This window comes from Pseudomonas sp. DSV-1 (assembly GCF_035830915.1).
Classification (GTDB): domain Bacteria; phylum Pseudomonadota; class Gammaproteobacteria; order Pseudomonadales; family Pseudomonadaceae; genus Aquipseudomonas.
The window spans coordinates 1-26,748 of the sequence record NZ_JAYMYG010000002.1; the positions used below are offsets into that span (position 1 = coordinate 1).

Genomic DNA, 26,748 nt, shown 5'->3' on the forward strand with positions numbered 1-26,748 from the left:
ATGCGTGATTTGATGGCGGAACTCAAGGAGCTGCGCCTGCACGGCATGGCCACGGCCTGGGCGGAGTTGACTGCGCAGGGTGAGTCGAACACAGCCTCGTCCAAGTGGCTGCTCGAACACCTGCTGGAACAAGAGCACACAGATCGCGCCATGCGCTCGGTGAGCCACCAGATGAACATGGCCAAGCTGCCGATGCACCGCGACCTGGCCGGCTTCGACTTCAGCGCCTCCAGCGCAGACGCTCGTTTGATCAGCGAACTGGCCAGTCTGGCCTTTACCGACACCGCGCAGAACGTGGTGCTGATCGGTGGGCCTGGCACCGGTAAAACCCACCTGGCCACTGCGCTGGCCGTGTCCGGCATCACCCGGCACGGCAAGCGCGTGCGCTTCTACTCCACGGTCGATCTGGTCAATCTGCTGGAGCGCGAAAAGCACGACGGCAAAGCCGGGCGGATCGCCCAAGCTCTGCTGCGCATGGATCTGGTCATCCTCGACGAACTGGGTTATCTGCCCTTCAGCCAGGCCGGCGGTGCGTTGCTGTTTCACCTGCTATCCAAGCTGTACGAACACACCAGCGTGGTGATCACCACCAACCTGAGCTTCGCCGAATGGTCGAGCGTGTTCGGCGACGCCAAGATGACCACCGCCCTGCTGGATCGGCTGACCCACCACTGCCACATCGTCGAAACCGGTAACGAGTCCTATCGCCTGCAACACAGTAGCTTGGCGGCCCAGGCCAAGATCAAATCACGGGAGCGAAAGCGTAAGGGCGGCCAGGAACCGGAGGACGATGAGCCGTTCTGATTTCATGGCGACGACGGCCTGCTACATGGCTGCGTGTGGCAGGTCTTAAACAACTGAACTGGGCTAGCGAAGGAGTGGGGGCAACAGCAGCTGCGCTGGTAGACTTATCCACAGTTGCTGGTAACAAAATCAGCAATCCGCCCTGGGTCAAATTTCAATCGGCAGGGTGGGTCAATTTTCCATCAGCGCCAACAGAAAGGGTCAAACATGGACACAGGCATACCCGAGCGGGATGCTCTCTACGGCTACTTGCGAGATGCCACACCAGACCAGCTGCAGGCTCTAGCAGAGTTAGGGACTTGGATGGAAAAGCATCATGAATTGTTGCTAACGGGCCGGGCGAATGGCATACGCATCGGGGCTACGCAAGAGGTCATCCAGTTTATGCTTCACACCCTCGACCCCGAATTGGCCGGGATGGTCGCAGGGAATTTGGTGCAACTCCCGAGCCGCTAGGAGAGGTAACACCAGGTACACCAAGTCCCTAACAATCACGGAAGCTCAGGTAATGAACAAAAGTCAGATCAGCGCCATAAAACAGCTTGAGACGGCGCTGAAGCTTTGCAAGCAATCAGGGCTGGCCTTGGTTGGAATTGACAGCGATCTCTTCGCTACGGTCGCTGACAGCGCGTTTAAAAGTGAGTGTAGGGCGCAGTCGAGTTGTGAGGCGATGCTAAGCAGATCCAATAGAGATCATGCAGGTACTGTGATGCTCGACACGAGCAAGGTTTACCTCGATAGCGGTGCGACTTAGGAGATTTGCCCCAATCAGCTTGGCATGCCGCTAAGACTCGCAAATCTAATTAACTCGGAAAAAAGATGGCCAACAGACGCTGTGCAGAAAGTCCTATCAATGCTGAATTCTCGTTGTGCGGCACTGCCTTTGATGCATACCACGAAGATGCAGATGCAGCATACGACGTAGCCAGTCCCACCGATTCAATCACTTGCCCTCGATGCTGCCAAATAATCAGCACGGTCAAGGCCATGCGAAACCGGCTCCGTCCCCGAAAGGGTGATGATGGCTACAGCGTTGAATGTTGAAGGAGCCGCCCAATGACCAACACTCCAACCAGCACCTCCAAACAACTTGCTTGGTTCAAGGCTTTTCGAGCCAGTACCGGCACTGAACCGATGGGGCAGGATCAATGGGAAGACGGCACTATGTCGTTCGCGGATGCCGCACAATACAGCCTCAAGTGTTTTGTGACCGAGGCAGAAGAAATGGCCCAAGGATTGGAACGCGCCCTCCAGCCGCTGATAGCGAGCGAGTAGCTCGCTTGTGTACAGAGCAATTGGAATAGCAGATTCCACCCTCAGCCCGAAATGTATCGGGCATTAGCTGTACCAGGTGCGCCTCTTGTTTCAGATCTGGAAGCGGCATTATTTTGAGCCCTGATATTCAGCATGATAAAAGCTGAGTAACCAACTCCCTCCTTACTCAAACAAGAGAAACCACCGTGCCACGCGATTTACTGTCCCGCGTAGAAGAAGTGCGCTCTTCGCGCCTGCTTGGAATCAGCCGAAAAAAAAATCTTCAGTTCGAAATGGCACCGCCTACAAAAGTTATGGGCTACTACTGGATCTACACTGACTACTCCATCGAGGAGCTTCAAACCTGCACGTCCTCATCGTTGAAAGAGTCAATCAACCTCTCACTCATGGCTAGACTGCATAGTGATCTGCCAAATATTTGCAGTCTGAAAAAAGACGGATTCAGCCTAGTTTACAATGGCATAGCGGGTTCAACGGGTGTACGCGAACGTCTCGGGCAACACTTTGGCGATGGCAAAGGCACGGGCGCATTGCACATCAAAGGTTCCAGCCTCAACGACGTCGCTCGTTGGCGCTATTCCTATGCAACCATTAGCCGCAAGGAAGCGACCAGACGCTGCAAGGAGCCGACTGCACCTGATGTTGAGAGCGACTACGCTCACGCCAAGCACGTAGAGCGCATCTGGAGACTCACACACGGCTGGCCACTGCTTTGTACCCAGTAACGATCAACGCACCAAGTGGCGACGCGTTGCGTCGGAGCGGGCAAAGCTGTTGGCCTATGAGAGGTCGCTGATGCAGGTCTCTGCCAGGCGCCCTCTCACCCCAGAGTTCTTTGGGCCCATGCAGTGGCTCAAAGCCGGGGCGAAAAAAAACCCGATGCGTGAGCACCGGGTTTAAAAGCAAAAATTAGAAGTTAGAAATCGCAAAGGACGATTGATAACGTCTGCAGTGTATTAGAATCAATGCTGCTAAGCATAGTCCTAATTACATAAATTTATAGGTGTAGGAAACGATGGCTCGGTTCTCATCTTGGCTACGAGTGTTTGGAAGGTCCGTGCGCCACATGGCGTTTTTCCAAGTGAAACCCAAGCCTTTTAGAGCCCCTTCCTGCAGGACATAGGCTACGGACAAGTCGCGCTCCCATTCGGATCTGCTACCACTTGTGGTGTCAATGTCATTACCCTTGAGGTAGACGGCATTCACGGTAAAGCCAGGCAGGCCCAGCGCCGCGAAGTCATAACCGTATCGCACTTGCCAAGTACGCTCGCCAGCACGGGCAAACTTCTGGATCTGCGAGTCGGTGATGGTGCTGTTTGACGATCCGTCACCTTGGTTCAACCATGGGAAGTCGCTATCGCCATTGGAGACTTGGTAGCCACCACCAAAGGTGTGACCTGCCACGGAGTAGAGCGCCAGGTAGCTGTAAAGATCGTTGTCGACTTTACCCTTCGTGGTGTTTCCACCGTAGTAACCGGGACTGAAGTAAGCAGGGTCATGGCTGTTGGCGCCATTGTCGCGGCTGCGGTAGTAGCGCAGGTCACTTTTCAGCACACCAGGACCAATTGCCCAGTTGTGCACAAGGCCCAAGAAGTTTTGCGAATAGAACTCTTTCAGCTCCCCGTAATAATACGACGCTGTGAGGTCTTTGTTGATTTTGTAGTCAGCGCCTCCGTAATAGAACTTGTTGCTGAATTTACCGGTATCGTAGTTCGAACCACCGTTGGCGTTGGCAATCGACAAGCCTTCGTTGTTCGTAGAGTTACGACCCTTGGCGTGCTCAAGCTTACCGACAGTCAAGGTCAGGTCTTTGATCTCATTGGACTTGATCTCCCCGCCCTGAAATGTCTGAGGCAGCAGTCGACCGTCATTGGTTTTCACAACCGGGTTATTCGGTTGAAGAGTACCAATGCGCAGCACTGTTTCAGAGATTTTCATCTTGCCAGTCACGCCCAGGCTGGCGAACTGACCGACTGCCTCATTGCCGTCGCTTGGGAAAACCGAGCCGCCAGCAGCGTTGCCGTTCAGGTTGCCGTGCTTGGCAGTGCTGGAGTCGAGTCGAATGCCATAGAGGCCAATCGCATCAACACCAAAACCAACGGTGCCTTGGGTGAAACCAGAAGCGAAGTTAAGGATGAAGCCTTGGCCCCACTCCTCAACTTTAGAAGGTTTGGCCGCGCCGTCGCGGTTGTCGTTATTGATGTAGAAGTTACGCGCAGTAAGCGTCGCAGTACTATCTTCGATGAAGCCGTGCTGCGCCGTGTCAGCGTGAGCACCGAGGGAGAGGCTTGCGAGACCGATGGCGGTTGCCAGCGAGATTTTGTTAGACATTACAGCTCCTTGAGTGCTTTTTTTTATGTACAGCTATTGGTGCATGGCACTAGGCCTGAATGCAGGACGGAGCATACATTGGATGAAAAATGTTACACAATGGATTTATCAATGTTTTAAATAAATTTATTTAAACAGTTTGCGCTGATACCATCCGGCATTGAATGAACTGTAGAAGGACCTGAATTTTGAGTAACACACTGATCTCAAACAAAGTCCCAACCCTCACTCCAGAGCAGCTGATTAGGCTCAAGCTCGATCTACAGAGCGGGATCAGCGGCAATACCTGGGCCATTGTTGAGGCTGTCTGCGTTCGTGGGCTATCAAAGGCTGAAGCAGCTAGAGAGCTGGGGACGAGCCCACAGAACGTGTCGGGTGCTATTAATCGAATCACTGCACATTTGAATGGATTTCCACCTGACTGGACACTGGTTCAGGAGTGGATGCCAAAGGACATGGCAGCAAGCCTAAGAAAGGACCTCAAGCGCTTGAAAGCTGAATTGGCCGAAGCAAAGAAACAACTTAATAAATAAATTTGTTTATAGTGTTTACATTGGTCGCAGCTATGGATAATATGGGGCCATCAGCGAGAAACAAGGCGCTGACCCAACCTCAAGGAGCTACACCATGAAAGCTTTGAAATCGCTGTTCGCTGCTGCCCTCTTGTCTGCCGTTGCTTTGTCCGCTACTGGCTGCGCGGCTTTGCAAGATCTGAACGCTCACGGTCAAGAGCTGCGCGCCAAAGATCCCGCTGCCTACTCCAAGTTGTCCGGCGACGACGAGTACTTCTCTCAGAATCCTCAGTATTCGGTACACGGGTCGTAACAACCCGCTGTACCCTCCCCGCCCAGCATCACAAAGCCATTAGGCGCACTCTTTATTTGCAAGGAGCTACACCATGAAAGTTCTGAAATCTCTGTTTGCCGCTGCTCTCGTTTCTGCCGCTGCTCTGTCCGTTACAGGCTGTGCTGGTCTGCAAGACCTGAACGCCCACGGCCAAGAGCTGCGCGCCAAAGATCCTGCTGCTTACTCCAAGTTGTCCGGCGACGACGGCTACTTCTCGCAGAACCCGCAGTTCAACGTTCATGGGTCTTAAGGTGATTTAAGGGGGCTTTATGTTTAAGGTACGCCGAGAGCTTGCCTCACCCCTTCTCCTTCTTGCAGTGCTAGCCGTTACAGGCTGCGCTGCAATGTCCAACGGACTGACGCACATCCAAGATCTCAGGGAGTGCCAGCCAAGCCCACAAGGGCCAGCTCTGCTTACAGAACATGGGGGTTGGGATCATCGCTCCGTTGATGAGGTGCGATGCACCAATGAAGAATTGAAGGCTGTGAAAATTGCTAGGGATGGTCTGAAGTAGCCATGTATTTCCCCGGCATACCACCTAGCGCAACTTTTAAACTCGCCAAATGATCAAAAAACAATCAATTCGACGAGTATTTCTTACGTTTTCGCCACCCGGACCCCACTCCGGTGGCCATTTCCCGCATTACAGGCGCACCTCTCCTGCATTCGTCAGTAAATGTCGGCGCGCCATCCACAGGTTCGACAGAGCGAACAGTGTCACCAGTTGCGCCGTGTTTTTGGCCAAGCCGCGAAAGCGCACCTTGGTGTAACCGAACTGGCGCTTGATTACCCGGAACGGATGCTCGACCTTGGCGCGCACCTGAGCCTTGGCCTTTTCAATCTTGCGCTTGGCTTTGTACAGCACGCTGCGCTTATCGAGTTTTTTGTAGGTGCTGCGGCGTGCCGCCACCTGTCAGATAACTTCACGTCCTTCATGCTCGGGCCGCTTTTCGACACCGGTGTAGCCTGCATCGGCGCAGACCACGTTTTCGTCGCCATGCAGCAATTTGTCCACCTGGGTGACATCCGCCACATTGGCCGCCGTGCCCACTACGCTGTGCACCAGACCCGATTCGTCATCGGCGCCGATGTGGGCCTTCATGCCAAAATAATACTGGTTTCCCTTCTTGGTCTGGTGCATTTCCGGGTCGCGCTTGCCGTCCTTGTTCTTGGTCGAACTGGGCGCATTGATCAGCGTTGCATCGACGATGGTGCCCTGGCGCAGCGACAGGCCGCGGTCGCCCAGATAGCCATTGATGACAGCGAGGATGCCGGCCGCCAGCTCGTGTTTCTCCAGCAAGCGGCGGAAGTTGAGAATGGTGGTTTCGTCGGGGATGCGCTCCAGGTTCAGCCCGGCAAACTGGCGCAGGATCGTGGTTTCGTACAGCGCTTCCTCCATCGCTGGATCGCTGTAGCCGAACCAGTTCTGCAGCAGATGCACACGCAGCATCGCCATCAACGGGTAGGCCGGACGGCCACCTTCACCCTTCGGATAATGTGGCTCGATCAAAGCAATCAAGCCCTTCCACGGCACCACCCGATCCATCTCGATCAGGAACAACTCCTTGCGGGTTTGCTTGCGCTTGCCAGCGTACTCGGCGTCGGCGAAGGTCATCTGCTTCATCGGGAAACTCGGTGGGTGGGGTCGCGGTATTTTGCCAAATCAGAAAGTCTTTTTCAGAGTTTCCCTAGGCTGACAAGCCAAGCGCTGGATCGCAACCATCCATCACCTTATCCAGCTAGATCTGCCTCCTCCAATAAGTGCCGCACAAATCCCGGCGGGTGCAGATTTCCGGGAGGTTTGCGCCAGATCAGTTGGAGACGCTTTTCAAGCCCCGGGATGGGAAGAGCTACCAGCGCGCCACTGCGAACTTCGTCTTGTACTGCGGAAGCCATCACCAACGACACGCCGAGTCCCGCCCTCACTGCTTGTTTGACTGCCTCGGTGCTGCCTAGCTGCATACCGCTGCGAGGCACGCCCAGTTCGCCAAAGTATTCGGTCAGAAGCCGTCCGGTACCGCTACCCGGTTCACCTCCCAGCATCGGCAGGTCCACCAGACGATCACGTTCTATGCACCCTGCTTCAGCCAGCGCATGGTCGGGGCTGACGATAAGCACCAGCGGCTCGACCCGCCAGAGGCGGTGTTCGAAGTCGGGGTGAGGTAGCCACCATTCCATGATCGCGGCGTCGAGCTGGCCCGCCAGTAGCTGGTCGGCCACATCCGGGTTGGCGGCGATGCGCAGATCCACCTCGCCCCTCTCATTTGCGGTCGTCAGATAGTTGCGCACGAATGGCTGGAGAAGGTAGGTGCCGATGTTGGAGCTGGCCCCGACGCGCTCACGATTGCCATGCAGGGCTTCTAGCGCCCGGGCGTGCATGTCGAGCAAGGCGGTCGCATGCGGCATGAAGGCCAGCGCCCGTGTGGTAGGCTGGCAGCCGCTACGACTGCGCTGCACCAGCGTTACGCCGACCTGCTCTTCAAGCTTCTGCAAGTGCTGCGACACCGTCGGCTGGGCCAGCCCCAACGCCCTCGCCGCGCTCTGAAAACTGCCTGTTTGAACGATCGCTACCAGGCTCTTCAGCCAGACCGGATTCAACATGCGGCAGGCTCGGCCTTGGGCAGACGGTTCGCAGCGTTGATTGGGCGCGCACCTGCCAATACCTGGATGATGTTCTGCGCTGCACAACGTTCAATCTCCAGGCGCACCGCGCGCACTGCCGACCCTATGTGCGGAGTGAACAGCGTATTCGGATGCGCGAGCAGCGCAGGATCGATCAGCCGCGGCCGGTCCGCGCGAGCCCAGTCTTCCATTTCGAATACATCCGCCGCATACCCGCCGAGCTGGCCTCGCTCAAGCGCCGCGAGCACGGCGGCTTCATCCACTACCGAACCACGACAGGGGTTTACAAGCAGAGCGCCCGGCCGTACGAGGGCAAGCAGCTCGGCGTTGACCAGATGCTGGGTATCGGCATTCAAGGGAAGCGCCAGCAGGATGAAGTCCGAGCTGGCGAAGAGTTCGCTGCACGCCACCTGGCGCAGGCCGAGCCGTTGCTCGGTTTGTGTATCCAGAGCCTTCGCCTCGTGGTACTGCAGGGTCGCGCCCCATCCCTGCAAGCGATCAGCCATGGCCAGTCCGATGGCGCCCATGCCAAGGATGCCGACCGTAGCGTTATCCAGCCCCGTGCCGTAGAACTGTGATTGCCAGCCCTGGAACTCGCCAGAGCGGACGAACGCATCTGCTGCCCGCAGATGCCGCCCCAGCCCCACCGCCAGTCCGATCGCCAGCTCGGCAGTCGGGACGGTCAACAGATCAGGCACGAAGGTCAGCCAGACCCCGCGGGCAGTACAGGCGTCCACATCGAAATTGTCGAAGCCCTTGAGCGCGCAGCCGACTACACGCAGCTCAGGGCAGGCTTGAAGAAAGTCTGCATCGACCCGATCGGGCATGAACACCATCATCGCCTGAGCATCGCGGCAGCGGCGCAGAATTTCCTCGCGCGTCAGCGTGCTGTCGGTCTGGTTGGTCATCAGCTCGCAATGTGGCGCCAGCAGTTGCAGGATCTCATCGTGTACTCGGTGAGTTATAACGAGTTTCGGCAGCATGGTTTGTCCTATTTGAAATGTTTGCGCAGCACGCCACTGAAGGCGTCTACTAGCGTGACCATGGCCAGGATGACCAGCAGGATTGCTGCAACCTCCTGGTACTGCATGATGCGCAGCGAGCCCATGAGTTCGAAGCCGATACCGCCGGCGCCAACCATGCCCATCACGGTGGAGGCGCGAAAGTTGTATTCCCAGCGGTAGATCGCCACGTCGGCGAACTGCGGCGTCACCTGTGGCAAAACCGCGTGCAGCAGCACTTGCATCGGCGTAGCCCCCGCCGCCCGAGCGGCTTCCACCGGCGCTTCGTCGACGTGCTCGATGGCCTCGGCGAAGAACTTGCCGACCATGCCGACCGAATGCAGACCCAGGGCAAGCACGCCCGGCAAGGCGCCGAACCCTACGGCTGCAACGAAGATGATGCCCATGATCAGCTCCGGCACCGACCGCAGGGCATTGAGCAGCACCCGGGCAACACCGAACACAAGGGGGTGCGGCGCCGTATTGCGCGCTGCAACGAAGGCCACCACCAGCGAGAACACCACTGCGATGGCCGTACCGGCGATGCTCATCGCCAAGGTGTCGATCAAGGGGCGAATCCAGCTTCGATAGCCCGAAAAGTCTGGCGGCATGGCCTCGCCTGCCAGGGTCGCGATGGAGGGCAGCCCGTTCAGCAGCGTGGTGGCATCGAGCAGCCCCACGTACCAGCAGGCCAACAGCACCACTCCGAATACAATCGCCACCTGCCCCAGCTGGCGCCACCAACCGAGGCCGAAGCCTCGAAGGATGTGCTCGCGTTGCTCTGCAGGCAGCGCCTGCACGTCGTAATGAGAAGACATATCGGTGCTCACATCGTGGCGAAGTCGAGGCCGAGCAGCGATCCCATGTTGCGGATCACATCGTAGTCGGCGTCGGTGATTGGCGCGAAGGCCTCGGCCTTGAAGTTGCGCAGCACTTCGGGATCGTCGATACCGACGAATACATCCCGCACCTTGGTTTTCAGCTCGGGGCTCAGGTTCGAGCGCATCGCCCAGGGGTACTGGGGGTATTCGCCGCTGTAACCAAGTACTTTCACCTTGCTCGGATCGATCAGGCCACGTTCGGCTGCGTGATTGAAAATTACCTCCGACAGCCCACCCGCATCGGCGTTGCCGTTCGCCACGTTGACGGCAACGGCGTCATGCGTGCCCACAAAATGTTGTTCGTAGTCCTGCCCACCCGTCAAATCGGCCGTCTCAAGAAGCACGGTTTTGGGAATCAAATGGCTGGACGTCGATGCCCGGTCACCATAGGCCATTCTCTTGCCCTTAAGGTCGGCATACTCATTCACGCCTGACGCCACATTGGCGATAATCACCGAGCGATAGGTCGGCTTGCCGTCGATGACCATGGCAGCGAAGGGCTCGATGTCGCTTTTGCTTTTGGCCATGACGTAGGACAGCGGACCGAAATACGCCAGGTCGATACGGCCAAAGCGCATCGCCTCAATCATCGAGGAATAGTCGGTGGTTACGATCAGCTGCACCTTCTTGTCCAGATGCTCTTCCAGATAATCCTTCAGCGGCTGGTTACGCTTGATCAGCTCGGAGGCGTTTTCGTCCGGCAGCAGGGCAACCTTTAGCACATCCGGATCGGCATCGGCCGCTAGGGCGGACAAACTTGAAACAGCGGACAGCAAGCAAGTCAATAAGAGCGCGGATAAGCGTTTCATCGGGACATCTCCAGTGAAGGTTCGAGCATGACAGGTGGTTCAGCCGGAGCATTCGCTGGCTGAGTCGTAGAGCGGCCTGCATAGATGCGCTCAAGCTGCGCATCGGTGAGTTCCGAGGGCGCGGCATCGAAAACGATCTGAGAATCGGCCAGCCCGACGACGCGATCGGCGAAGCGGCGGGCATATTCGAGTTGATGCAGCGAAACGATGGCGGTGATGCCGTCTTCCTTGCAGATGTCGCGCAGCAATCCGAGAACACGGACCGAAGTGGCCGGGTCGAGACTGGCTACCGGCTCATCGGCCAGAATGATCGCCGGCTGTTGCGCTAGCGCACGCGCGATGCCTACCCGCTGCTGCTGGCCACCGGACAGTTTGTCCACCCGGCTTAGCGCCTTGTCTGCCAGACCGACCCGAGCGAGGCAACTGAGCGCAATCTCCTGATCGGCACGCGGCAGAGGAAACAGCGAGCGGAGCGTGTTGTGAAAGGCCAGCCGACCGGTCAGCACATTAGCCAGTGCGCTTTGACGTTCGATTAGCTGGTGGTGCTGAAAGATCATGGCGGTACGCCGACGATGCTGACGCAAGGCCGAGCCGCTGCCGAGTTCACCGAGTTCGCTGGTGACACTGCCGCCAGTGGGCGTGACGAGTCGATTGAGACTACGGAGCAAGGTCGACTTGCCTGCGCCCGAGAGACCAAGCAGCACGGTGAACTCACCACGCCGAAATGCAATCGAGGTATCGCGTAGGGCTGTCACGCCGCCTGGATAGACGACGCTCAACCGGTCGACCCGCAGCACGGCGTCCTGTATCGGATGGGGCGTCATTTGATCACCTTTCGCAATATTGCTGGCCGCACAATTGCGGTTCGCGATGCAAAGGGTAGAAATTCCTTGTTACCGCACTGCTTCTAAAGGATGACATTTCGATGAATACTTCGAATCTGCCGTAGCGGGGCGGCAAGCGAAGCCGTGGAAGAACGGGCGCAACGTAGCGTCTTTCTTCACGCGGGATACAGGAGGCTTTGATTGATACTGCTGCGGATTCGCTACAGTAACGTTGGGCCAGAACGTAATGCCATCCAAGCAAGAGAGCGCACACTAGCGGACTATAGGAGACATTCTATTCTTGCCCGTCGATTGACCTAGGCCGTTATGTGGCTGGTCGAAACCTTCAGGTGCCGCCCAACTAGACGTCTGTTGTCGCGCCCAAGCTGGGAGTGCCCACGGTTGGTGATCGTGTCGCGCAAACCGTGGTCAAGCTTCTCATCGAGCCGGAGCTGGACTCGATCTTCCACTCGGACTCCTATGGGTACCGGCCGGGACGATCAGCGAAGCAGGCGGTGGCGATCACGCGTGAGCGCTGCTGGCGATACGACTGGGTGGTGGAGTTTGATATCAAGGCAGCCTTCGATCAGATCAATCATGGGTTGCTGATGAAGGCGGTGCGCCTGCACATCAAGGAGGACTGGATACTTCTGTACATCGAGCGGTGGCTGGTTGCGCCGTTCGAAACGGATCACGGTATGCGCGTCCGACGCGAACGCGGCACCCCGCAAGGTGGAGTGATCAGTCCCCTCCTGATGAATCTGTTCATGCACTATGCCTTCGACACCTGGATGCAACGTACCAGCCCCAACTGCCCGTTTGCCCGCTACGCCGATGATGCGGTGGTGCACTGCCGCAGTCGAAAGCAAGCGGAGTACGTGATGCGCTCCATTGCTTCACGGCTGGCTGCCTGTGGCTTGACGATGCACCCCGAGAAATCGAAGGTCGTGTACTGCAAGGACAGTAACCGTCGCGCAGGTTATCCGCATGTGAGCTTTACCTTCCTCGGCTTCACCTTTAGGCCGAGGAAGGCGCTCAGCAAACAAGACCAGCTCTTCACGAGCTTCCTTCCGGGAGCGAGTGCGGATGCCTTAAAGCGGATGCGGCAAGCGGTACGCAGGTGGCGACTCAATCGCCAAACCCACGTGACGCTGGTCGACGTGGCTCGGCTCTACAATCCAGTGATACAGGGGTGGTCGCAATACTATGGCTCGTTCTATCGGACAGCCATGCTTGGCATCTTCCAGCACATTGACCGCGCGCTTGAACGCTGGGCCCGACGAAAATACAAGGCTCTTCATAGGCGCAAGCGGCGCATTAGCCAATGGCTGGACAAGATGCGGACTGTGGTACCCCGGCTGTTTCATCACTGGCGAGTGACCGGGCAGCAAGGTTGGATAACGGGAGCCGTATGACGCGAGAGTGTCACGTACGGTTCTGCGAGCGGCTGCGGGGGCAGTTCCCGCGGCCGACTCACCACTTCGGCATGAAGGCGCACATCGGTGTCGATGATGAGTCGGGCTTGGTGCACAGCGTGGTGGGCACGGCGGCCAACGTGGCCGATGTCACCCAGGTCGATAAGCTGCTGCACGGCGATGAGAACATGGTCGGTGCCGACGCGGGTTACACCGGCGTCGAGAAACGCCCTGAACATGAAGGCCGGGGGGTCATCTGGCAGATCGCCGCCCGCCGTAGTACTTACAAGAAGCTTGATAAGCGCAGTGCTTTGTACAAAGCCAAGCGCAAGATTGAGAAGGCCAAGGCTCAGGTACGAGCCAAGGTCGAGCATCCGTTCCGGGTGATCAAGCGCCAGTTCGGTTATGTGAAGGTGCGCTTCCGTGGTCTGGCGAAGAACACGGCGCAACTGATGACGCTGTTCGCGCTGTCGAACCTGTGGATGGCGCGCCGACATTTACTGGCGAATGCAGGAGAGGTGCGCCTGTAATGTGGAAAATGGCTGCCGCGAGGTGCTCGCGGCGGCTAAAAACACAGAAATAAGCGGGTGATCTGAGCGTTTTTGATCGATTTGCCGCTTTTAAAATCGGCAGGGGCTGAAGTCAGCCAGAAATACACAACTACTTCAGACCATCCCTAGAGAATTACGAGAATCAAATTCGCTTGTGCAGTAGGTCTGCCAGGCACCATAAAAGCCCCGCCGAAGCGGGGCTTTTTGTTAGCTCTGTTTTAGGCAAGGTTCATCATTTGCAGATGGTAAATATCTGTAAACCGAAGTCGGTGAAACACCTAATCGCATGGCCACTTCTTTCCTGCTAAATCCGCTATCTAAAAGGCTTTGCGCCTGCACACACATCTCGTCGGTCATGATGCGCTTTCTGCCTCCAATACGGCCCGCCGTTCGAGCCACAGCCAACCCGGCCAAGGTACGCTCGACGTTCCGTTCAAGCTCGTAAACAGCCGTAGCCGCTTTGATGTTGAACAGAAACCTGCCATTAGGCGTGCTCGTATCAATCTGCTCGATCAGGAACTGAAGGTTCACCCGTTTATGATTCAGTAAGTAAGACAGGTCTATCAAACCTTTCATCGTGCGCCCCAGCCTATCTAAGCTCCAGGCAATCAGGGTGTCTCCTTGTGACAAAGCCCGAATGGCCTTTTTGAGGCCGGGATTTTTATGGGACTTCCCGCTGGCCTTATCCGTATATATTTTCTGGCATCCTGCCTTCTCTAATGCAGCAATCTGAAGATCCAGATTCTGTTCTGTTGTCGAAACTCTGGCATACCCAATTAACATGTAAAGCACCTTGCAACCATACAGATAAAGCGGTTAAGTCTACCCTAAACGACCGTTTCAGCTAACGCCTCTACTGAGGTAAGTTTCGCAAACCTAAAACCTACTATCATAAGTTTTACGTCATCCTGCAACCTAGGTAAATTCGGGACTTTCAAGAATACAGTATGCTTGGATAACTCAGGAAATAGAAACGGGAAGGAGAATACAGTTTACTGGTCAGCTATTAATGCTGCTAGGTACACTCTTTATGGTACCGATAACTATGTGTTCTATTCTGGGCCTAACACTGAAGCAAACCTAGTTGGAAAAATAAATCACTACATATCTGCATTTACTTTAAGGGCTTATTCTAATAACTCCCCTGACTCCCCATTTATCGATATAAAATACGTTCCTAAAATCATGGATACTACACCTTCTGAACCTTCTGGCTAAAAGTACATCCAGACTCAAGCCTAGCTAGGATGCTAGCTAGGCTTCCCCATTAACAAATCAGCCTGTTTGGCAATAGCACGCGCCATCCAATACCCTGATATTTAGTTTGGCCTCACTATATTGGCCACCATTATAAGATCGAAGGGTCCATGTAAATGTGCCTCCAATTCTTGCACCTCCTGGATACCAGTCACTTTGATTGAAATACATCCATTGGTTTAATACATAGCTTGTTCCTGAACCCTGATACCATACTTTTCCATTGGGTGCTATTAGTTCATACCTGTCTGCGCCGGAAGCGGTCCAACTAAATATATTGTTCCCTACATAACGTAGACTTTCACCATCAACAAGTAGAACGCTCGCTCCACCCATATAACGATTATCACTGTACTCAGAGAATGAATTTACGATGGGTTTCGAATTTGCGAAAGTGACCTCAGTAGAGGCGTTACCAGAAACGGTCGTTTTTGCGAAAATCGTCGAAACCCCAGTCGTAGCGCCCGCAATCGTTGCGGTTGCCACCCCTGCAGCGTCCGTGTACGACATCCCACCGCTGAGTGTGTTTAACGTAGCGGACCAGTACACGGCCTGACCTGCTGGCAGGATGTTGTTGTAAGCATCTCTGACAGTTGCAAAGAGGCTGGCCTTGGTCCCGTCGGCAGCAACCGTTGAAGGATTGGACGTCAGACTGACCACCCGCGAAGTCGAGGCATCAGCTAGAAGGCTCACGTTCCCGCTCGATGATCCCGCAACGGCAGAGGCGGTAACACTCGCCAAGCCAGCGACAGTGCCGCGCAGAGTCACCACCGATTGGCCTGTGGCATTGGTAACCGAACTGGTTGAGGATAGGGTTCCTCTTGTTGTCGACCAGGTAGTGGGTATACCGCCGCCCACTAGGTTCCCATCCGTATCCTTGACCGTGGCCACCAAGGTGCTTGTCGCGACATTGTTTGCCGCGATTTCAGGTGGTGTCGCAATCACACTGACAACACGGGCGGTTTTCTTTGCCCACTCGGTGTTGGAGCAGCCATTTTCGGTGGGCTCCCATTTTTCATGCTTGGCCACATCGCAACCGGGGTTGCCGGGGTTAATGTCAATTGACATCCCTGGCACATTTATAGCCTGCAGGATGTCAGCACTATTTTCCTTGAGCTGGGCAGCAAGAACCCCCCCGCTAAAGCAAAGAAGCAGCGCCCCAATTTGGGCACCTCTTCCGAGTCTGTGACGTATTTTCATGTTGTAGATCCATTAAATTTAAGGCCAGTCATCTGTCAAAGGTGAAACGCAGGCCTTGGGGCACCCACCGTCCTGTGGGCAGCATTTCCTAGGCCTGAAACAAACCATCTGCATTAGAATAACAACGTATGATTATATTGCACCTTGTCATGGCGCAAAACGCTCGCACCTTGAGGCTGCCCCTCGCCTGCGGGGCGTGAAAAATTACGGTACGACCACAGGAAATTTGGACATGGTTAGTCGCTTGACCTTTGGCTTGCTCATGAGCTTGATGATGGGCGCCAGCGCCTGTTGGGCTGACACTCGGTATGAAGGGCAGGTGGTGCGCGTTTTAGATGGCGACACCATTGATGTTCTTTCGGGTGCAAGTCAGCGCCAGCGCGTCAGGCTTGCAAATATTGATGCCCCAGAAAAAGGACAACCTTTCGGGCAAAAGTCGAAGCAGAATTTGCTGAAACTCGTAGCGGGGAAATCAGTTGAAATCGTACAGACGGGACGCGATCAATACGGTAGAAGCATAGGCAGGGTGTTGGTTAATGGCAGAGAAGCCAATGTTGAACAGGTTCGGGCTGGGCTCGCATGGGTGTACAGCCGCTACAATCAGGACCCAAAATTACCGAGCATTGAGAAGGAAGCACGCGTTCAGAGAACCGGTCTGTGGGCTGACCCTTACCCTGAAGCTCCTTGGGACTTTAGACGTAAACCCCGCACGGAAAAATGAACCTGACTGACCCTAACCGTTTATGGCGAAGAAGATTTATGCGTCCACCCGAAGTCACTATTGAGCAAATCATCCAGGCAGGTAGTCATCTGGAGGAAAACGGCAAAAAAGTTACTGGATCTTCTCTACGCACACGAATTGGTTCGGGCAATCCAGCCCGCTTGCTGAAAGTGTGGAACGAAGCCTCTGTAACTAGCCGTGCTGGCGCTGTCACAGATAAGGTGAGTTCCAGAGCGCCTCAAGAGGGCCATGAAGAAGCTCAGGGCCTTATTGCACGCAAAGATGGCGCCGCACTCAGTGAGCGGCTTGTGGCCGCGCTCAAGCTCCTTGCTGCGGCTCAACTAAGTGAAGAAGCGCTAACCGCTAAGCTTCATCACTGCCAAGTGGTTACCGATGCGGTAACAGATCAGTTGAACAGAACTAAGCTGCGCTGTGCCGAGCTGGAAGGCAGAGAAAAGCTACATCAGGAACGCATAGCAGAGCTGCACTCCCGTGTAGACGAGCAGCGCGGGGAACTACATCGCGGATCTCAAGCAAGAATAGCGCTTCAGAATGCACTTGAGGCGCTTATCGGGCGAGAAAAAACTGATTAGTTGGTTATCAAAAACGACCGTTTCTGAAGCCGCCAAAACTGTGGTGACATTTGAGAACCAGAAACCAAAAATAATTAGCCTCAAGGTAACATGCTTCATACCAGGCAAATATGGTGGTTACAAACAAAACACAATATGTGATTACGGTGGCCACATGTATAGTCCTGCTGCTCTAAATACTATTAGTTGGCAGGCGGAAAACGCAGACCGCTATGAGTTGTGGAACGGCGTTAAATTTTTGTACAACGGGACTAACACTCAATGGATTCCACCTGATGGTAGTTATGGTTATTTTTATCCTTTCGTCCTTAAAGCGTTCAAAGGAACCACTATGACAACCATTTCAGTTAATCCTGATGCGTTCGACGCAGACCCTTGCGGGGGATATAACTGTAATGGCGGTTAATTAGCTATAAAGAAAAGCCCGTAACCGGGCTTTTCTCAATTAAGACTTAGGAGTTTCTAGCGTAAAACTAATTCTGCTGCCTCAGAATCGCTTCTTTTTCAATTTCCAACCATCCTGATCCGCGTTGTTTTTCCATTATAATAGCCACACCGCTAAGAGCAGCAAGCTCAACCTTTGCAAGATTGTGCCCCATATCCCCTGCCAAACTAAAAAGCGCATACGCCTTAGCTTCATCATTTGTGCCATGCCTGACAAGCATAAGTGCACTAGCCTGTTGATAATACGATTCACTGTTCGTTGGCTCAGGCACACCAAGGTTTGGCCCGAGAGATTTTAATAATCTTTGTGCGGCAACATCGTTATTTCCACTCGCGAATTCTAAAGGTGTAACAGCTTCAGCCGTCCTCCCTTGCTGTATAAAAAGTTTACCTAAGGCTAGCGCTGCTGGGGTATCACCAGATTTAAATGCCTGTTCCAGGTAAAGCTCGCCTTTGGCAGGATCATTCAATTTGTAGTCACTGTACAAGTTTGCATAAAGCGAACCGAGTTCGCGTTGAGTCCGAATGCTCTGCTCAGCGAACATTTCCATTACAGCCACGCCACCCATAAGATTCTGCTCGTAGCCACCCTGCCCCTTTATCATTTGCCAGCCAACAACGCGGGATGCTTCCGGATCATCCAAGCTTACGGCTGCAAGGAGATGCTCCTGCGCCAGCTGTAAATTGCGAGGACGGTCCACGCCTTCGGTGAATACCTTGGCAAGCTCATAGTGCGCCTGTCCGCTACCGTACGAGGCAGCAGTCTCCAGATACTCAAGTCGCGCAATACGATCTGTCGAATTCATGGCGAGTGCCAGGTTTTGCCGCGCCTGCTCCGCCAGCGGATCAGGGCCAGCTGGGAGGATTGGCAGCCAGTCACTGTCGTTGGTTTCGGTAGGCGCCAACTGTTGGGCTGGAGGATCAGTTGGGTTTGGTTGAGAGGTATAAACCGTCTCTTCGGATGCCTGCCCCTCTCCTTGCTGTAGGAAAAGAGGAAGTTGCCGAGGGGGTTGAGGTGGGTTAACGCACCCTGAGAGAGCTACGTTGGCCAGAATGATTGCAAGAGCTGCAAGGCGGAGACTCATGAAGGCACCAGGGTATGACTTTCACCCACCGGTCTGTAGCAGCGGGCTCAAACCGTTAATGGAAAGCGAGCGCATGCATAGGCAGCGCTATCAGTGAATTCCACTATATAGAATGTTCTTAAACATTGCCAAAGCATCAGGGACGGATACCAATTGCTACTCAAAGCGATCAGCATGGCTGATTGATAGCGATATTTGGTATCAGTTCCGAATCTGAAACAAGCGTCAAATCTGCAGCTTTGAGGCCAGCAATGTTGTACTCACGAGCCAAATGATTGTAGGTGCTCACCAGAATCGTGTGGACCTTGGAGTAAAGATCAACGCTGGTTTCGGCGATAGACAATTCCGGATTCAGCTTCTTGTGCTGATAGGTAGCAACACGCAGATAGGCTCGAAGCTTGTTCGTTTTGGTATCAATCTGGGTAACCCCTGAAATGTACACAGCAAGCCCCAGGGCATCACACCGAAGCTCAACAGCATTACGGGTGAACTGGCGCGCACTGCGCATTTCGTCGATCAAAGCCCCGCAGGCATGGGTTACGGTGCCATCTTGAGCGCGATAGGTCAGCTCGTTATACGCACCGTAAGAGATACCTTTGGGTTTAATTTCGCCCTCATCCACCCAGTACCCACCAATGTCCTCTCTGAGGATTTTGGTGAAGCTGGTTTGGATGGCGTTGATTGCACTTTGCGCTCCAGGTGTCCGGCGTTGACCATTCTTGGCTGCAGGTGCTGGCATCCCTACGACGTTGTTTTTTGAACTGCTCATGGCGTCGGCCTCCAGGCCAAGTTATTTGGTAGCCGCACATGGCGCTAAGCAATGTGCGATCATAATGTGATGGCACTATAGGATTGCGCTAGCGAATAAATCAAGTACCTGGCATATTTTGAGTCATGGAAAACCACATGGTTTAATAATACTCTACGTGACACACGGGATCAGGGCAGCCAACAATGCAGGGTTATTTTGTTAAAAAACTAGGCGCCAATAGAGGCAAACCCCGTATCTGGCTTGAGAACCTTGAAGTCTCTTCTGCTGGAATGAACGTGGGTGACCGATATGACGTCAAGCTCAAGGGTGGCGTGGTTACCCTTCAGGCAAACCCAGATGGGTCACGCGTTGTGAGCAAAAGCGCAAAAACAACCCGATCAGGCGAGCCGATCCCCATTATCGACATCAACAGCAAAGAATTGCTGGCGCTCTTCTCTGGCATGGATGCAGTGCGGCTTGTCCAGCGCCAGGGTCAGATTTTCCTTATGCCCTTAGCCAGCGAGGTTAGAAAAAAGGAACGCCTCAACCGTCTTAATCACAAGCTACAGCACAACATTCCGTTGCAGATTGGCAGCCTTTCACATGGCGGCGGTCTTCTCTCGAAAGCTGTCCATGAGGGCTTTCATCAGGCGGGTATCCGCACCGAAAAAGGAATCGTTAACGAGATCCGTCAGAATTTGATCGAGCACGCTTCGGAAGCGCCTGAATGGACGAGCAGCACAATACCGATTGCTGCGCCTATGCAAGAGCTAGCATTTGATGACGCATCAATGCGAATCCTGCCAAAACAGGATGGGATGGAACTGGGGCTGCCTTGCAGCGGGGCCAGTGTAAGTGGTCGGGCGAAGCGCGGGACCGCCAAAGCTGAGGACCACCCGGATGTAGGGCACCTCGTAGTCGCCGCCCTGATGATTCTGGCCAAGACCAACCCTGCATTCATCCTGTTCGAGAACGTTGTCCCGTACAGCAGCACTGCGAGCGCTTCTATTTTGCGCAATCAACTGCGTGACTTGGGTTACGAGACGCACGAAACAGTCTTGAAGGGTGAAGACTTTAACGCCATGGAGCCTCGCAAGCGCTGGTGCATGGTAGCTGTGACTAAAGGAATGCACTTCGACTGGGAAATGTTACAGAAGCCCGAAAAAAAGGACCTGACCTTCTCTGAAATTATGGATGACATCGCGCTCGACGACCCCATGTGGAGCGTAATGCAGGGCCTTAAAGATAAAGAAATCCGTGATCAAGAAAACGGAAAAAGCTTCAAGATGCAGGTTTTTAACGAAGAATCGCCGAAGTTATCGACAATTACGAAGGGATATACAAAAAACAGATCGACAGATCCTAAGGTTCAGCATCCCACTGATCCTGACCTCCTGCGCATGCTCACCGTCGCCGAAGCAGCAAGAGCAATGCAGTGGCCTCCCAATGTAGTCGACGGGCTTGCCAAAACTGTGGCGTTCGAGATGTTGGGCCAAGGAGTACAGCGAGACCCTTTTGTCGCGGCAGCAAAGTTACTTGGTGAGTCCGTGCTGGACTATCACCACAACGGCAGGTTCGGGGCTCGTGAGCTTGTTCAGCTAGTCACTGACACCATGCTGGATTCTGCATCTACGGTTGTCAGCGAAATTCGGGCGCCTCAAGTGGGGGTCATTTATGAAGGGCCCGTCACTGTAAACGACGTCGGAATGATCATTCAGGATATTGGCGGCGGGATTGGAATCTTGCACAAGGCCAGTGCTATGGACGAGATCAAGCTGGGGGAATCACTTCAAGTTCGATACCCCGGAAAGTCGGCTCTACCTGAAGTTGTTCACCTTGATACCCCTGCTCCACGCTTTACCCCTGAGCTGGTAGCGGCTCAACAAGATGCTGCACGCGAGTACGCTGAAAAGCGCGAAGACAACACAAACCAACTGTCTATGTTCGGTCAACAAGAACCCGAGCCTGAGCCTGAACAACTGCGGCCAAGCTTTGGCATGCGCATGTGAACCACTTAAAGGATTTTTGAATGCACGCATCAACTACATCGTCCGATACCAACAGCGCCAAAGCAGTCGCTCTGTGCCCACGGCTTGAAGCCATTAATGCATTCGTCAAAACGTCGAGCGCAAATCCGGCACTCATCGACGCCACTCTCAAAATGGGAATGGCTTATGCAATCTTCCTCACCGAGGTCGTCGAGGGCACCACCACGCTGGCGCAAGACCAGGTGACCCAAATGCTAGAGCGCACAGAGCAGCACTGCGCCCTTTATGAGTCTGAATTTCCTGAAGTGGTGAGCGCATGAAGAACCAAGAGCTATCGTTTCTACAGAAGGTTGGCGACAACTTTACCAAGTTCGCCAAGGACCTTGTAAACACACCAGGTAATGCTGCGGCGTTGGCCGCAAGTCCTTTGCTTGCTGCTGGCGCGGCGTGCGGGATCATGACCATTGCAGCGGCCATCACTGGTGATCCGGACGCGACTGCTGCTCTCTACTTCGGAATTAAAAACCCGGATAGCTCGATGCTACTCACAGCAATGAAGGGCGACCTCCCGTTCGAGATGGCCAACAAAACCTACCAACTTTTTGCAGGAAGTTTGGGGGTAGGTCTCGCGGCGGCGGGTCTGGCCAAGGTTGTTCAAAAATTCAATAGCCTCTCTGACGAAGCGGATTATCTGAAGCGCGAGAATGCGATGCTGAAGTCGAATTTCGCCAACGAACATGCGGTGCAAAGCGGGATCGCTCAACCCTCTGAACCACTGAGCAGCAAGTTCAGCAGAGGCATTGCTAATGTGAGCGCCAAGACCGAACCTCGCCAAGAGCACGAGCAGGCTACTCGGATCAACCATGGTCCTACTTTGCGCTAATCACCTGCAGGGCATTTTTCAGGTCATGATTGTGCCCAGCTCCAATCACTTTGACGTTTTGCCAATGAGAGTTTTACAGCTTGTATAAGCCAGAAGATTTAAACATCGTCCTCGCACCGTTGATGCTCATCCCCTTTGCATTGATTGCTTGGTTTGTGGCGGGCATTTTCAAGAGGCCTGAGTGGTTTGCATGGGCATCAATCGCCCAGGTTTCTATCACCATCGCCTGCATAGCTTTTTACTTTTTTGGCACAGTGCAGAACAGCTACAGCAGTGGAATCACAGCGGGCCTGATTTCCGGACTATTGATTTTCTACGCCGGTATCGCGCTCTTTAAACGCGCACGTAAAGCGTAAACAAACTCATCGATCATGGAGTAACACGTGAATAAATCAGAACTGATTCAAGCGCTCGCGGATAAATCTGGTGTTAACAAGGTAACTGCCAGCGCAATGCTTGATGCCTTTCAAGAGGTCGTAACCGACGAATTGAAAGCTAAAGGCAGTATCGCGCTGCTTGGATTTGGCACCTTCCAGGTAAAGGAGAAACCAGCAAGAGTTGGTCGTAATCCCAGTACGGGTGAAGCACTCAACATTGCGGCAAAAACTGTCCCTGTTTTCAAGCCGGGATCTGTGCTGAGTAAAGCTGTTCAGTAACCAGTACCGCCCGAGAATAAAATACCCGCCTAGTGCGGGTTTTTTTCTGGGGTAGAACAAGCTCGGCCATTCCCATTGAAGATAAAGCAGCCTGCGGCTGGGGAGCGGGAGTAGCTGGCGGTTTACTGGTCGACTCCAAGTGCGGGCTGAAATTGCTTACGAGTGCGATAATCGCTCTGGGCCGCTGATGGAAATGGCTTGAGGCCAGTACGATTTCTTGGTGAAGCCCATTTGCACCCCCTCCCCGAGAGCCCCGCAAACCGTGCAGGATGGCGCGTTCCTGTTGACGGTATACACCAGGCAGAAGCGGTATGTGTAACCGGCGCTACGCGGGCGACAGTGAGCCATGCGATGAAGTGCTATGACGATGCCGACGTGCTCATACGCGGCGTTTGTTTTGTTCCAAAAAAGGAGGCCTAAGAGCTTGTTTGTATACCTCTAGGGATATACAATATCTTCATTGAAGCGACTCACTGAGGATGGCGAAAATGATCATGCACCCTGATATAGGCGTTCTGAATAGCGGTAAATGTTACGTCTTTCTTGAAGGCTATGGTTTGAATCGCGAGCCTATGTTTGGCTCCTATGAGGAATGCCTAAACGCCATCGAAACGCGTGGCGGTGTTGACGCTCCCATCCCTACTGATGGTAATCACACCATGGCGGACTACAAGGCCGCACTAACTGCCATGAAGCCTATGGTGGTGGCCGTTGTTGTCGAAGTTCCACAGGCAGCATCCCAAAAAGGGCGTGCAATTCGAGAATTCGTTTTGACCTTCACCGCCAAGGAACCGGCGTACTGCAATGGCCGTATGTGGGATGTCTGCACAGAGAATGTTTTCGCTTACGATCACGATGATGCCAAGCGCCAGGGTCGAGCCATGATCCGCGAGAGTGAGGGGCCTTACGGCAGAAAGGTTTCAATCACGGCTCGCCTTGCGGGCTAACCAGGAGGCCCCGATTCGTCGGGGCTACAAGGACATGGAACCGCGCACCGGCATGCACCATGCACATGAGCCGTATCCCGCTCGTTGGATTGGCGGAATAAAAGAATTAAAACCAGCTTACGGAGAACAAAAAATGGATATTCAGAACGCGCTTTGGAAGCTCAATGCATTGGCCGATTGCCCAGTGCTGGATCAAGGGTCACGCGAAGCCGCCAAGCTCGCAGCGGAAGTGCTGAACACCGTTCGTAACCTAATTGATATGGGCTCGGGCGAAGATCTTGCTGCCATTTCGACAGAGGTTCGCAACCTCGCGGATCAGGCGGCATCGGCGGAAGACAAGGCCATGCAGATAAACACGCTGGAACATGACAATGCACGTCGTGCGCAGTTGTTGGCCGAACTCCTAACGCATGTCGAAAAGCAGGACATCGAGTTGAACCCGGCAGGTGTCGACTTCGACGAACCGGCCCTTTACGGACTGGCCCGCGAATGGGCAAATCCCGTAGATCACGCAACTGCTACAGCGGCCTAGGAAAATCACATGCAATCAATTAGCGAAAAAGAAAAAAGCTTGAGAGACAATGTGGCTATGCCCCTAGCCAGTGATTGGCAGTTGATCAGCGAAAACCCATCGGTGCTTATCGAACTGAACACTGTTCTGATTCATGCGCTGCACTTCGCCAAATCCAAGGCAGACATAACTTTTGGCGAAATTGCAGAGCAGATTTTTCCAGCGTTGGCAGTTATCGATAACAAGTACCCAGGAAACGGAGTAACCGACTCAGAGGGCTACCTGACTGTCGCTCGATTCTTCGCGATCAACTATTCGCCTGCGATCTACGATTATCTGCGGTATTACGGAGCTGAGACATGACTCCAGTTTTATAGGAAATTCCGTTGTACTTTCAAGCCCGCCGCCGTGCGGGCTCAGCCCGTAAGGAAGGCGTGGTTTTCGCGCCCCATTGTCGTGAAGGATAGGGGATGGATAGCTTCGAGTATTTTAAGACGATGAAGCCACTCGCTCCAGGTTCTGAGCCTGAGATTCGGAGTGTTCCAGTGTCCTTGATAACCGTCCCTGCTGGAGCCGTGAACCGGGTAATGATTGAGCAGTTAGTCGCACAGTTCAGGGCGAATGGCCCATCCAATGAGTTTCTCCCAGAGGTAGAGTGGGACGGGGCAAATTTTTTGCTGAGACGAGGCAAGTCACGCATCCTCGCAGCGCGCCTCGCTGGCTTGGATAGCATCCCCTGCATGGTCAAGGTGCCGCCACTCAAGTAGCAAAAATTAGTAACCCTTATTGTCTTTCTCCACAGTTGTGAAGGGAGCGAAAGGCCCGAGGTGTCGATGCTCGGCATCTTATATTCCGCCAAATGGCTATACCGGTTACAGCCCGGAAAGATTAAGGAAAATGATGAATAACACTCAAGCAATGACTGTGACTCTGGACGTCAACGCTGTTGCAGCACTGACCCGTTACCGTCAGGCACTGTCGGCATTCCAAGCGGTTGGTCATGGTGCTGACGAAGGTGCAGATCTGTTCCTGGCAGCGGAACGCGCCGCCGAGGAACTGGGCAAGCAAATTGCGGCCCTTGCGCCTGACACCACTGACAACCTCTGACCTCACGGAAATTCCCTGTACTCTCAAACCCGCCGCCGTGCGGGCTAAGCCCGTATGGGAGGCGTGGTTCTCGCGCCCCACTGTCGTGAAGGATAGGGTTTTGGGTATTCCCGTTATTGACATATTCGCAACCTATAGCTTTGCAAAAGCCCATCCCTACTGGACGGCTTTTGAAATTGTAGTGTTGGTTGCGCTGGTGTGGTTCGTGGTGTGGTTTTCGCGCAAGTTTCCAATCCACATGGGCAAGCTTCGCTTGGGAATGTTTGCAGTCTACCTCGCTGTAGCTCTGCCAATGCTTTGGGTGACATTCAAAACGGAGCCATCCCAAATGTCTCTACTCATGGATGCCGCTCACCAGGCCGAGCTAAAGCATGCCCTGGATCAGGCTTTGCCGAAGACTCCGGCCAACTAGGAAATTCGTTCAACTGCACCCCAAGGACCGAGATACTGCATCTGGTATCACGGATCAGCTGGCCGAACAACATTAGCGATGGAGCGAAATATGAGCAGCGAAAAACAAGGCAATCGAATAGCAACATCTTTGGCGGCAGCAATTATGTTGGTGATGCCTATAACAATTGGCTACTACCTTATGCTTGCCGGTTTTGGCGGGTTGGATTTGTCGCCAATCTTCATAATTTTTGGCGGTTGCTTCATCGCTATGGGAGGCAGTGCACTGCTCGCATGGGGTGCCTATAAGCTGTTTTACCAATCCGCTCCGAGTAAAGATGGCCAGCGCGGTTAGGAGAAGGCCGTGAGCAACCAACGTAAGAAGCGTAAGGTGCAGATGGCGTCGGAGCGTTTGGCAGTCGCCAACAGATGGTATTGGCGCTGGCTACCCAACCGTAGTTGGCAGGCGATCATGTTCGTGGGCCTTGGTACGGCAGCCATGATATTTTTTGTCAGTTGCGTGCGAGGTTTACCGTCTGACTTGAACATGCGGGCAGCGGTAGTGGCTTCTGTTTGGTTACTCTTTACAGCATTGGTTTACGCCAGAGACAGAGCATTGGCCCAGTTCTCCAGCCGCAGCGCTAGATCCAAGTGAGCATGTTCGCCAGAGGTTAAAAATGCATTGCAGGGTGTCTGAAAGCCTCCTAATGAACTGGCCGAGACAGATGTTGCCATGCACATTCTGCCAGGCGGACTATCCGGCTCGGCCTGACTTATGGGACTGGATCGATGTCGGCCCGTCATCACCGTGCATACCTGACATGTGTGGCAGTTGCGAGGCAGATCCGCGTCAAT

Annotated in this window: 31 protein-coding genes and 3 pseudogenes; 23 read left to right on the forward strand and 11 right to left on the reverse strand. The window is 54.2% G+C overall.

Going from position 1 to position 26,748, the window contains the following annotated elements; translation table 11 throughout:
* From istB to VSQ83_RS24455, 4 genes are all read left to right on the forward strand, one after another.
* Positions 1-804 (forward strand): IS21-like element ISPst3 family helper ATPase IstB (gene istB / locus VSQ83_RS24440; RefSeq protein WP_010454871.1); only part of this gene is annotated, 804 nt, incomplete at its 5' end.
* 508 nt (positions 805-1,312) lie between these two features.
* Positions 1,313-1,558: a hypothetical protein gene (locus VSQ83_RS24445; RefSeq protein ID WP_326427758.1), complete on the forward strand. Its 246-nt coding sequence runs from the start codon at positions 1,313-1,315 to the stop codon at positions 1,556-1,558.
* Positions 1,559-1,860: 302 nt separating this feature from the next.
* On the forward strand, positions 1,861-2,079 hold the full coding sequence (locus VSQ83_RS24450) for a hypothetical protein (RefSeq protein WP_326427760.1): 219 nt from the start codon (positions 1,861-1,863) through the stop codon (positions 2,077-2,079).
* Between the two features lie 185 nt (positions 2,080-2,264).
* Entirely contained in the window at positions 2,265-2,804 is a 540-nt protein-coding gene (locus VSQ83_RS24455; protein ID WP_326427761.1) for a hypothetical protein, read from the forward strand.
* Between the two features lie 262 nt (positions 2,805-3,066).
* On the opposite strand, the gene VSQ83_RS24460 is transcribed toward VSQ83_RS24455, so the two are convergent.
* On the reverse strand, positions 3,067-4,410 hold the full coding sequence (locus tag VSQ83_RS24460; RefSeq protein ID WP_169872945.1) for an OprD family porin: 1,344 nt from the start codon (positions 4,408-4,410) through the stop codon (positions 3,067-3,069).
* Positions 4,411-4,598: 188 nt separating this feature from the next.
* On the opposite strand from VSQ83_RS24460, the gene VSQ83_RS24465 reads away from it, so the two are divergent.
* The 3 genes from VSQ83_RS24465 (at position 4,599) to VSQ83_RS24475 (ending at position 5,506) form a co-directional block, all read left to right on the forward strand.
* Entirely contained in the window at positions 4,599-4,943 is a 345-nt protein-coding gene (locus tag VSQ83_RS24465; RefSeq protein ID WP_326427762.1) for a TrfB-related DNA-binding protein, read from the forward strand.
* 94 nt (positions 4,944-5,037) lie between these two features.
* Complete coding sequence (locus tag VSQ83_RS24470) at positions 5,038-5,235, forward strand: hypothetical protein (RefSeq protein ID WP_169872947.1); 198 nt, start codon at positions 5,038-5,040, stop codon at positions 5,233-5,235.
* A 73-nt stretch (positions 5,236-5,308) separates the two neighbouring features.
* Positions 5,309-5,506, forward strand: a complete 198-nt coding sequence (locus VSQ83_RS24475; RefSeq protein ID WP_169872948.1) for a hypothetical protein — start codon at positions 5,309-5,311, stop codon at positions 5,504-5,506.
* Positions 5,507-5,900: 394 nt separating this feature from the next.
* Here the strand turns inward: VSQ83_RS24475 and VSQ83_RS24480 are convergent.
* The 6 genes and pseudogenes from VSQ83_RS24480 to phnC form a co-directional block, all read right to left on the reverse strand.
* Positions 5,901-6,881: pseudogene (locus VSQ83_RS24480) on the reverse strand (IS5-like element IS1384 family transposase).
* A gap of 107 nt (positions 6,882-6,988) precedes the next feature.
* Positions 6,989-7,858, reverse strand: coding sequence for a LysR family transcriptional regulator (locus tag VSQ83_RS24485; protein WP_010466239.1), 870 nt, complete (start codon positions 7,856-7,858; stop codon positions 6,989-6,991).
* The gene (ptxD, locus tag VSQ83_RS24490) at positions 7,852-8,862 is read right to left on the reverse strand and encodes a phosphonate dehydrogenase PtxD (RefSeq protein ID WP_326427763.1); all 1,011 of its coding nucleotides are present in this window, start codon (positions 8,860-8,862) and stop codon (positions 7,852-7,854) included. Before ptxD ends, VSQ83_RS24485 begins: the two co-directional genes overlap by 7 nt.
* A gap of 8 nt (positions 8,863-8,870) precedes the next feature.
* Positions 8,871-9,698 carry a phosphonate ABC transporter, permease protein PhnE gene (gene phnE, locus VSQ83_RS24495; protein WP_003118430.1) on the reverse strand — a complete coding sequence of 276 codons (828 nt, stop codon included), beginning with the start codon at positions 9,696-9,698 and terminating at the stop codon, positions 8,871-8,873.
* Positions 9,699-9,706: 8 nt separating this feature from the next.
* Complete coding sequence (gene phnD / locus VSQ83_RS24500) at positions 9,707-10,570, reverse strand: phosphate/phosphite/phosphonate ABC transporter substrate-binding protein (protein ID WP_003118431.1); 864 nt, start codon at positions 10,568-10,570, stop codon at positions 9,707-9,709.
* Complete coding sequence (gene phnC, locus VSQ83_RS24505) at positions 10,567-11,394, reverse strand: phosphonate ABC transporter ATP-binding protein (protein ID WP_003118432.1); 828 nt, start codon at positions 11,392-11,394, stop codon at positions 10,567-10,569. Before phnC ends, phnD begins: the two co-directional genes overlap by 4 nt.
* A 383-nt stretch (positions 11,395-11,777) precedes the next feature.
* Between phnC and ltrA the strand changes: the two are divergent.
* A pseudogene (gene ltrA, locus VSQ83_RS24510) lies at positions 11,778-12,809 on the forward strand (group II intron reverse transcriptase/maturase); the annotation flags it as partial.
* A gap of 59 nt (positions 12,810-12,868) precedes the next feature.
* Positions 12,869-13,339, forward strand: a pseudogene (locus VSQ83_RS24515) (IS5 family transposase); the annotation flags it as partial.
* Positions 13,340-13,567: 228 nt separating this feature from the next.
* On the opposite strand, the gene VSQ83_RS24520 reads toward VSQ83_RS24515, so the two are convergent.
* Together VSQ83_RS24520 and VSQ83_RS24525 are read right to left on the reverse strand one after the other, a co-directional pair.
* The gene (locus VSQ83_RS24520) at positions 13,568-14,143 is read right to left on the reverse strand and encodes a recombinase family protein (protein WP_169872949.1); all 576 of its coding nucleotides are present in this window, start codon (positions 14,141-14,143) and stop codon (positions 13,568-13,570) included.
* A gap of 492 nt (positions 14,144-14,635) precedes the next feature.
* Positions 14,636-15,817, reverse strand: a complete 1,182-nt coding sequence (locus VSQ83_RS24525) for an Ig-like domain-containing protein (protein WP_326427764.1) — start codon at positions 15,815-15,817, stop codon at positions 14,636-14,638.
* A gap of 232 nt (positions 15,818-16,049) precedes the next feature.
* Here VSQ83_RS24525 and VSQ83_RS24530 point away from each other — a divergent pair, with 232 nt between their 5' ends.
* Positions 16,050-16,538 (forward strand): thermonuclease family protein, encoded by a 489-nt coding sequence (locus tag VSQ83_RS24530; protein WP_169872951.1) that lies wholly within the window; start codon positions 16,050-16,052, stop codon positions 16,536-16,538.
* Between the two features lie 38 nt (positions 16,539-16,576).
* Positions 16,577-17,131 carry a hypothetical protein gene (locus VSQ83_RS24535; RefSeq protein ID WP_326427765.1) on the forward strand — a complete coding sequence of 185 codons (555 nt, stop codon included), beginning with the start codon at positions 16,577-16,579 and terminating at the stop codon, positions 17,129-17,131.
* 473 nt (positions 17,132-17,604) lie between these two features.
* Here the strand turns inward: VSQ83_RS24535 and VSQ83_RS24540 are convergent, their stop codons facing one another.
* Complete coding sequence (locus VSQ83_RS24540; protein WP_326427766.1) at positions 17,605-18,660, reverse strand: tetratricopeptide repeat protein; 1,056 nt, start codon at positions 18,658-18,660, stop codon at positions 17,605-17,607.
* A gap of 169 nt (positions 18,661-18,829) precedes the next feature.
* Positions 18,830-19,429 carry a hypothetical protein gene (locus tag VSQ83_RS24545; RefSeq protein ID WP_169872954.1) on the reverse strand — a complete coding sequence of 200 codons (600 nt, stop codon included), beginning with the start codon at positions 19,427-19,429 and terminating at the stop codon, positions 18,830-18,832.
* A 185-nt stretch (positions 19,430-19,614) separates the two neighbouring features.
* Between VSQ83_RS24545 and VSQ83_RS24550 the strand changes: the two genes are divergently transcribed.
* The 12 genes from VSQ83_RS24550 to VSQ83_RS24605 all read left to right on the forward strand — a co-directional run bounded on the left by VSQ83_RS24550 (position 19,615) and on the right by VSQ83_RS24605 (position 26,548).
* Positions 19,615-21,420, forward strand: coding sequence for a DNA cytosine methyltransferase (locus VSQ83_RS24550; RefSeq protein ID WP_326427767.1), 1,806 nt, complete (start codon positions 19,615-19,617; stop codon positions 21,418-21,420).
* A gap of 20 nt (positions 21,421-21,440) precedes the next feature.
* Positions 21,441-21,719, forward strand: coding sequence for a hypothetical protein (locus VSQ83_RS24555; protein ID WP_326427768.1), 279 nt, complete (start codon positions 21,441-21,443; stop codon positions 21,717-21,719).
* On the forward strand, positions 21,716-22,282 hold the full coding sequence (locus VSQ83_RS24560; protein WP_326427769.1) for a hypothetical protein: 567 nt from the start codon (positions 21,716-21,718) through the stop codon (positions 22,280-22,282). Before VSQ83_RS24555 ends, VSQ83_RS24560 begins: the two co-directional genes overlap by 4 nt.
* 80 nt (positions 22,283-22,362) lie before the next feature.
* Positions 22,363-22,638 carry a hypothetical protein gene (locus VSQ83_RS24565; protein ID WP_169872958.1) on the forward strand — a complete coding sequence of 92 codons (276 nt, stop codon included), beginning with the start codon at positions 22,363-22,365 and terminating at the stop codon, positions 22,636-22,638.
* A 27-nt stretch (positions 22,639-22,665) separates the two neighbouring features.
* Positions 22,666-22,938, forward strand: a complete 273-nt coding sequence (locus tag VSQ83_RS24570; protein WP_326427770.1) for an HU family DNA-binding protein — start codon at positions 22,666-22,668, stop codon at positions 22,936-22,938.
* A 488-nt stretch (positions 22,939-23,426) separates the two neighbouring features.
* The gene (locus VSQ83_RS24575; RefSeq protein ID WP_326427771.1) at positions 23,427-23,885 is read left to right on the forward strand and encodes a hypothetical protein; all 459 of its coding nucleotides are present in this window, start codon (positions 23,427-23,429) and stop codon (positions 23,883-23,885) included.
* A 34-nt stretch (positions 23,886-23,919) separates the two neighbouring features.
* Positions 23,920-24,417, forward strand: a complete 498-nt coding sequence (locus VSQ83_RS24580; protein WP_326427772.1) for a hypothetical protein — start codon at positions 23,920-23,922, stop codon at positions 24,415-24,417.
* 9 nt (positions 24,418-24,426) lie between these two features.
* Positions 24,427-24,759, forward strand: a complete 333-nt coding sequence (locus VSQ83_RS24585; protein WP_326427774.1) for a hypothetical protein — start codon at positions 24,427-24,429, stop codon at positions 24,757-24,759.
* Between the two features lie 537 nt (positions 24,760-25,296).
* Positions 25,297-25,503, forward strand: coding sequence for a hypothetical protein (locus tag VSQ83_RS24590; protein ID WP_326427775.1), 207 nt, complete (start codon positions 25,297-25,299; stop codon positions 25,501-25,503).
* Between the two features lie 100 nt (positions 25,504-25,603).
* The gene (locus VSQ83_RS24595; protein WP_326427776.1) at positions 25,604-25,915 is read left to right on the forward strand and encodes a hypothetical protein; all 312 of its coding nucleotides are present in this window, start codon (positions 25,604-25,606) and stop codon (positions 25,913-25,915) included.
* 90 nt (positions 25,916-26,005) lie between these two features.
* A complete protein-coding gene (locus tag VSQ83_RS24600) occupies positions 26,006-26,248 on the forward strand; it encodes a hypothetical protein (protein ID WP_169872968.1) in 243 nt (80 codons plus the stop codon).
* 9 nt (positions 26,249-26,257) lie between these two features.
* Positions 26,258-26,548, forward strand: a complete 291-nt coding sequence (locus tag VSQ83_RS24605; RefSeq protein ID WP_169872969.1) for a hypothetical protein — start codon at positions 26,258-26,260, stop codon at positions 26,546-26,548.
* The last annotated feature ends 200 nt before the right edge of the window (positions 26,549-26,748 follow it).